This is a genomic window from Polaromonas sp. AET17H-212 (genome assembly GCF_002379085.1).
GTDB lineage: Bacteria > Pseudomonadota > Gammaproteobacteria > Burkholderiales > Burkholderiaceae_C > Polaromonas.
The window spans coordinates 271,824-278,086 of record NZ_NBZW01000003.1 but is presented as its reverse complement, the minus strand read 5'-3'; the positions used below and the strand labels follow the sequence as shown (position 1 = coordinate 278,086).

Below are 6,263 nucleotides of genomic sequence, written 5' to 3'. Positions count from 1 at the left end.
CTGTCACCTCGCTTGAGCAGCCCGAACACAACCGTTTTTCGACCGGCGCCACGGCCACGAAGACCTCGCACCCGGCGTGGCCCGAAGTAAGACTCATCGGCTTCCAGTTCCCCACCCAGGGGAGAGACCTTCTCGCACTGCTCGGCCATTCGCTTTCTCAAGCGCAGATAGATCGTGTTGATCGAACGTACCGAAACGCCGCTGAGTTGTGCGCAGTCCGTTGCCGTCAAATCCATCGCAAAGTAGCGCAGGATTTGACGCAGCTTTGCTTCACTGAGTTTGGAACGCCTGAAATACCGGTTTTTCTGAACCACCATAGGAACTTAGCTCACTTGACTGTGAACTTTGCTTCCTAAGCCCCCAATTAAATAGCTGACTGCGCCCGTGAAATATGGGATACAGGCACTTTTTATCAACAAAGCCCGGATTCAATGCCGGAAGTGCCGCACGCCGCTGAGCACCATCACCACGCCACGTTCGTCGGCCGCATCGATCACTTCCTGGTCGCGCATGCTGCCGCCCGGCTGGATCACACAGTTCGCGCCTGCATCCACGACCACGTCGAGACCGTCGCGGAAAGGAAAGAAGGCGTCGCTCGCGACCGCCGTGCCCTTGAGCGACAGGCCGGCATGCCCGGCCTTGATGCCGGCAATACGTGCGGAGTCCAGGCGGCTCATCTGGCCGGCGCCGACACCCATGGTCATGCCATTGGCACAAAACACGATGGCGTTGGACTTCACGTATTTGGCGACTTTCCAGGCGAACATCAGGTCCTGCAGCTGGGCCGGCGTCGGCTGCAGCTTGCTGACCACCTTGATGTCGGCCAGCGCCAGTTCGTGGTTGTCGGCGGTCTGCATCAGCAGGCCGGAGCCGACACGCTTGATGTCCATCAGGTTGCGGCCCTGCTGCCACGCCGTGTCGCCGCCCGGCGGCAGGTCAATCTGCAGGATGCGCACATTGACCTTGGTCTTGAAAACCTCCAGCGCCGCGGGCGTGAAGGCCGGGGCCATCAGCACCTCGACAAACTGCTTGGCGATCTGCTGCGCCGCGGTTTCGTCGAGCGTGCAGTTCAGCGCGATGATGCCGCCGAAGGCCGAGGTCGGGTCGGTCTTGAAGGCCTTGCTGTAGGCTTCCAGCGCATCGGCGCCGATGGCGACACCGCAGGGGTTGGCGTGTTTGACGATGACGCAGGCCGGTCCGGCAAAACTCTTGACGCACTCCCAGGCAGCGTCGGCATCGGCGATGTTGTTGTAGGAGAGTTCCTTGCCCTGCAACTGTTTGGCTGTCACGAGCGAGCCCGGCGCCGGATACAGGTCGCGGTACAGCGCGGCCTGCTGGTGCGCGTTTTCGCCGTAACGCAGGTCCTGCACCTTGATGAAGCGGCCATTGGCCTGGCCGGGAAACAGGCTGTGCGTGCCATCGGGCTGGATGCCCGAGAGGTAGTCGCTGATGGCGCCGTCATACTGGCTGATGCGGTTGAAGGCGGCCACCGACAGGGCGAATTTGGTGGCATCGGCCAGTTGGCCGGTTGTCTTGAGTTCCTGAAGCACGCCGGCGTACTGCGAGGCGTCGGTCAGCACACCGACATCTTTCCAGTTCTTGGCGGCCGAACGCACCATGGCCGGGCCCCCGATGTCGATGTTTTCGATCGCGTCTTCCAGCGTGCAGCCGGCCTTGGCCACCGTCGCTTCAAACGGGTAGAGGTTGACGACCAGCAGGTCGATGGTGTCGATGCCGTGGGTTTTCAGCGCGGCCATGTGTTCGGGCACATCGCGCCGTGCCAACAGGCCGCCGTGCACCATCGGGTGCAGGGTCTTGACGCGGCCATCGAGCATCTCGGGGAAACCCGTCAGTTCGGCGACCTCGGTCACCGGCAGGTTTTCGTCGGCCAGCAGCCGGGCGGTGCCGCCGGTGGAGATCAGCTTGATGCCGAGAGCGTGCAGCGCGCGTGCGAAGTCAACAATGCCGGTTTTGTCGGAGACGGAAATCAGGGCGTTCATGCGTGTCTTTGGTTTCTGGGAATGGGGTGCGACGATCAGGTCACTTGATCAGCTTGTGTTCAACGAGTTTTTTGCGCAGGGTGTTGCGGTTCAGGCCCAGCCATTCGGCTGCGCGCGACTGGTTGTGGTCGGCATACTGCATCACCACCTCCAGCAAGGGCTTTTCGACCACCCGCACCATCATGTCGTACATGCCGTCCGGCTCCGTGCCGCGCAAGTCCCTGAAATAACCTTCCAGGCTGGTGCGTACGCATTCTTCTATGTGTTTCTTGCTCATGCGGGCTCCCCTTCCTTCTTTTTCTGTTCTGCATTGTCGCCGACTGCCGGCTGCGCCATGCCGGCACCCACCACGGGCATGCGGTCCATGCGCAGGCCGAGTCCGTCAAAAAAATCCGCCACCGCCTGCCATTGCGCCTCGCTGTCCTCCAGCAGGTTCATGCGGCCGCGGAAAGCCTCGCCGCCCGGCAACGTCCTGACATACCAGCCGATGTGCTTGCGTGCCGACCTGACGCCGCTGAAGTCGCCGTAGAGTGTGTAGTGGTCCAGCAGGTGATCGAGCAGCAGGCGTTTGACCTCGGCCACCAGCGGCGGCGCAAGATGCGTGCCCGTCGCCAGAAAATGCGCCATCTCGCGAAAAATCCAGGGGCGGCCCTGGGCAGCACGGCCCACCATCACCGCATCGGCGCCGGTGTAGGCCAGCACATCGCGGGCTTTCTCGGGCGTGTCGATGTCACCGTTGGCGACCACCGGAACGGCGACCGCAGCCTTGACGGCGGCAATCGTGTCGTACTCGGCCTGGCCCTTGTAACCCTGCTCACGCGTGCGGCCGTGGACCGTGAGCATCTGCACGCCCGCACCTTCAAAGGCACGCGCCAGCGCGACGGCGTTTTTATGCGATTCGGCCCAGCCGGTGCGCATTTTCAGGGTCACGGGAACACCGCGCGGCGCGCAGGCGGCCACCACCGCCTGGACGATGGCCAGGGCCAGCGGCTCGTCCTGCATCAGGGCGGAGCCGGCCCACTTGTTGCAGACCTTCTTGGCCGGGCAACCCATGTTGATGTCGATGATCTGCGCGCCGCGGTCGATGTTGTAGGCAGCGGCCTCGGCCATCATCTGCGCATCGGTGCCGGCAATCTGCACGGCAATCGGCGCCACCTCGCCGTCGTGGTTGGCACGGCGCGAGGTCTTCAGGGTGTCCCACAGGTCGCGCCGCGAGGTGACCATTTCACTGACCGCGTAGCCCGCCCCCCCGGCCTTGCACAGACGCCGGAACGGTCGGTCGGTGACACCCGCCATCGGCGCGGCAAACAGGTTGTTCGCCAAAACGTAGGGGCCGATGTTCATGGGAATGGGAGGCAGGTGTGGGTGCTCAAAAACGAGGCACGATTGTAACTGCCCAAAATTTCAGCAATTGAAATCTGGACAAGAGACGTTCAAGCCGGCTCCCGGGCCAGAACGCGGGCGTACTGCCTATACTCGCTCCAGATGGAACTCTGGATACAACACCTGATCGAGGCCCTGGCGCTGCCCGAATACGGCTTGAGCACGGTGTTTGTGGTCTCGTTCATCTCCGCCACCTTGCTGCCGCTGGGTTCGGAACCGGTGGTCTTCGGCCTCGTCAAACTCAGCCCGCACCTGTTCTGGCCGGCCGTGCTGGTGGCCACGGTGGGCAACACCCTGGGCGGCGCGCTCGACTGGTGGCTGGGTTATGGCGCCCACAAGGTGGTGGACAAGTATTCGCACTCCTCACACCACAGCCGGGCCATCCGCTGGCTGGAAAAGCTGGGGCCCAAAGCCTGCCTGCTGGCCTGGCTGCCCGGGGTCGGTGACCCGCTGTGCGCGGTGGCGGGCTGGCTCAAGTTTCCGTTCTGGCCCTGCGTGGCCTACATGGCCATCGGGAAATTTGCGCGTTACGTGACGATGACAGGTGCACTGGTCTGGGCCTTTCCAGGCAGCATCCGGTTTTGGGGCGGGTAGAAGGTGGCCCCCACGGTCGCTCACTTCGTGTAGCTCCCTGCCCCCCGAGGGGGCCGCTGCGCCTGCGGACTGGCAAAGCCAGATCCGCGGCCCCTGCTTGTATTTTTACGCCTGTGCCACCCGGCGGCGACCCTAAAACCGTTCGTGAGGCAGCAGATAGCGCCACTGTCCCATCGGCAGGCTGCTCATGGATACCCGCCCGACACGGATGCGCTTCATCGCCTGAACCGTGAGCCCGACGCTTTCACACATGAAGGCAATTTGCCCGGGGCGTTCGCCCTTGAGCGCAAAACGCAGACGGGTCTCGTTTTGCCAGCTCACCTTTGCCGGCGGCAACAACACCCCGTTGAAGGTGAAGCCATGGTCGATGCGGTTGAGCCGCTGCAGGCCGCCCGGCGCGATGGTACCGGTCACGTCCACGATGACCTCGTGCTCCATGACCGCGGCGTCTTCGCTGAGCTTGCGCGCCACGCGCCAGTCCTGCGTGAAGACCACCAGGCCGCTCGCCGGGGTGGCCAGCGGTGTCGCCAGCGTCAATGCACTGACATGTTTTTTCAGGGGCCGGATGCCCGAGCGGTCGTCTTTCGCGTGGTTGGCCGGCACCAGCAACTGCGCAGCCGGGTTGGCAAGGCGCTTGCTCCCTGCATCCAGGCCGGCCTCGTAGCCTGGCGGCTTGTTCAGCAGCAGCGTCACCGGCGTCAGCGCCAGCAGGCTGCCGTCCGGGTCGAGTTCGACTTTCTGGTCCAGCACACGGTGCTGCGGCTCTTCCACGACCACGCCATCAACGCGCACCCAGCCGCCTTCGATGTACTGCTCGGCTTCGCGGCGCGAGCAGTTGAGCATCTGGGCCAGGTGTTTGGCGAGGCGGACGGGTTCAGTCATGGACGCGGGAGGTCTCTGGGTGATACGAAAAATATGCTATTGAATATATAGCTGCTTGCGCCCGCCAGCAAAGGGCTGACGGCATAAAACACTCTCAACCCGGGGCCAACGCCCGCGCCCTAGCTGCTGAACAGGAAATTCATCACGTCGCCGTCCTTGACGATGTATTCCTTGCCTTCACTGCGCATCTTGCCCGCATCCTTGGCGCCCTGTTCGCCATGGTAGGCGATGAAGTCGTCAAAGGCGATGGTCTGGGCGCGGATGTAGCCCTTCTCGAAATCGGTGTGGATCACGCCGGCCGCCTGCGGCCCGGTGTCGCCGACATGGATGGTCCAGGCGCGCACCTCTTTCACACCGGCGGTGAAGTAGGTCTGCAGGCCCAGCAGCTTGTAGGCAGCGCGGATCAGGCGGTTCAGCCCGGGTTCTTCCTGGCCGATCTCGGCGAGGAACATTTTTTTGTCCTCTTCCTCCATGTCGGCCATCTCGGCTTCCATCTTGGCGCAAATGGCCACGACAGGCGCATTCTGGCTCGCCGCGTAGGCACGCAGCTTGTCCAGGTAAGGGTTGTTTTCAAAGCCGTCTTCGGCCACGTTGCCGACGAACATGGCCGGCTTGGCGGTGATCAGGAAAAACTGCTTGAGCAGCGGCTGCTCTTCCTTGCTGAACTCCAGCGTGCGCACGGGTTTGGCTTCATTGAGGGCGGCCTGGCATTTTTCCAGAATCGCGACGAGCTTGATCGACTCCTTGTCGCCGGAGCGCGCGGTTTTCGTCACGCGGTGCAGGGCTTTTTCGACCGCCGTCAGATCCGCCAGGCACAGCTCGGTCTGGATCACCTCGATGTCGGAAATCGGGTCCACCTTGCCGGCCACGTGGATCACGTTGTCGTCCTCAAAGCAGCGCACGACGTTCACAATCGCATCGGTCTCGCGGATGTGCGCGAGAAACTTGTTGCCCAGGCCCTCGCCGGTGCTGGCGCCCGCCACCAGGCCGGCAATGTCGACAAACTCGACAATCGCAGACTGGATCTTCTCGGGCTTGACAATGGCCGCCAGCGCCGCCAGCCGCGGATCGGGCACTTCCACAATGCCGACGTTGGGTTCGATGGTGCAGAACGGGTAGTTTTCCGCTGCGATGCCGGCCTTGGTCAAGGCATTAAAAAGGGTGGATTTACCGACATTGGGCAGGCCCACGATGCCACATTTCATGAAATTTCCTTATGAATCAAACCCCTTTTGCACGACGGCGCCTAACGCAGGCAGCACGGGACGTGCCCGGCAAGAACGCGATGCGCAAACCGGCCTGACTTAGCAGGGAAGCGGGCCTGAAATGCCCGAATTCCTCAATTTTTCGTCCTCGTTTTGCCTGGGGGTAACTGGTGCCGATTGTACTGATCAGCGAATCCTT

The 6,263-nt window shown here is 62.7% G+C and carries 6 protein-coding genes and 1 pseudogene; 1 reads left to right on the top strand and 6 read right to left on the bottom strand.

Translation table 11 applies throughout. The features are described 5' to 3' along the window. The 4 genes and pseudogenes from B7G53_RS22440 to dusB all read right to left on the bottom strand — a co-directional run. A pseudogene (locus B7G53_RS22440) lies at positions 1-314 on the bottom strand (IS1595 family transposase); the annotation flags it as partial. 114 nt (positions 315-428) lie between these two features. Next, positions 429-2,000 (bottom strand): bifunctional phosphoribosylaminoimidazolecarboxamide formyltransferase/IMP cyclohydrolase, encoded by a 1,572-nt coding sequence (gene purH / locus B7G53_RS05305; RefSeq protein WP_096664583.1) that lies wholly within the window; start codon positions 1,998-2,000, stop codon positions 429-431. 40 nt (positions 2,001-2,040) lie between these two features. Further along, positions 2,041-2,277, bottom strand: a complete 237-nt coding sequence (locus tag B7G53_RS05300) for a Fis family transcriptional regulator (RefSeq protein WP_096664580.1) — start codon at positions 2,275-2,277, stop codon at positions 2,041-2,043. Further along, complete coding sequence (gene dusB / locus B7G53_RS05295) at positions 2,274-3,344, bottom strand: tRNA dihydrouridine synthase DusB (protein ID WP_096664577.1); 1,071 nt, start codon at positions 3,342-3,344, stop codon at positions 2,274-2,276. The genes B7G53_RS05300 and dusB overlap by 4 nt, the downstream gene beginning before the upstream one ends. 141 nt (positions 3,345-3,485) lie before the next feature. On the opposite strand from dusB, the gene B7G53_RS05290 reads away from it, so the two are divergent. Continuing rightward, a complete protein-coding gene (locus tag B7G53_RS05290) occupies positions 3,486-3,977 on the top strand; it encodes a YqaA family protein (RefSeq protein WP_096664574.1) in 492 nt (163 codons plus the stop codon). A 132-nt stretch (positions 3,978-4,109) separates the two neighbouring features. Here the strand turns inward: B7G53_RS05290 and B7G53_RS05285 are convergent, their stop codons facing one another. Further along, a complete protein-coding gene (locus B7G53_RS05285; RefSeq protein WP_096664571.1) occupies positions 4,110-4,859 on the bottom strand; it encodes an rRNA pseudouridine synthase in 750 nt (249 codons plus the stop codon). A gap of 119 nt (positions 4,860-4,978) precedes the next feature. After that, positions 4,979-6,064, bottom strand: coding sequence for a redox-regulated ATPase YchF (gene ychF / locus B7G53_RS05280; protein ID WP_096664568.1), 1,086 nt, complete (start codon positions 6,062-6,064; stop codon positions 4,979-4,981). Positions 6,065-6,263: the final 199 nt, after the last annotated feature.

Coding starts and splice junctions, on each gene's coding strand:
- purH (WP_096664583.1), bottom strand. CDS start 2,000: ATGAACGCCCTGATTTCCGTCTCCGACAAAACCGGCATTGTTGACTTC.
- B7G53_RS05300 (WP_096664580.1), bottom strand. CDS start 2,277: ATGAGCAAGAAACACATAGAAGAATGCGTACGCACCAGCCTGGAAGGT.
- dusB (WP_096664577.1), bottom strand. CDS start 3,344: ATGAACATCGGCCCCTACGTTTTGGCGAACAACCTGTTTGCCGCGCCG.
- B7G53_RS05290 (WP_096664574.1), top strand. CDS start 3,486: ATGGAACTCTGGATACAACACCTGATCGAGGCCCTGGCGCTGCCCGAA.
- B7G53_RS05285 (WP_096664571.1), bottom strand. CDS start 4,859: ATGACTGAACCCGTCCGCCTCGCCAAACACCTGGCCCAGATGCTCAAC.
- ychF (WP_096664568.1), bottom strand. CDS start 6,064: ATGAAATGTGGCATCGTGGGCCTGCCCAATGTCGGTAAATCCACCCTT.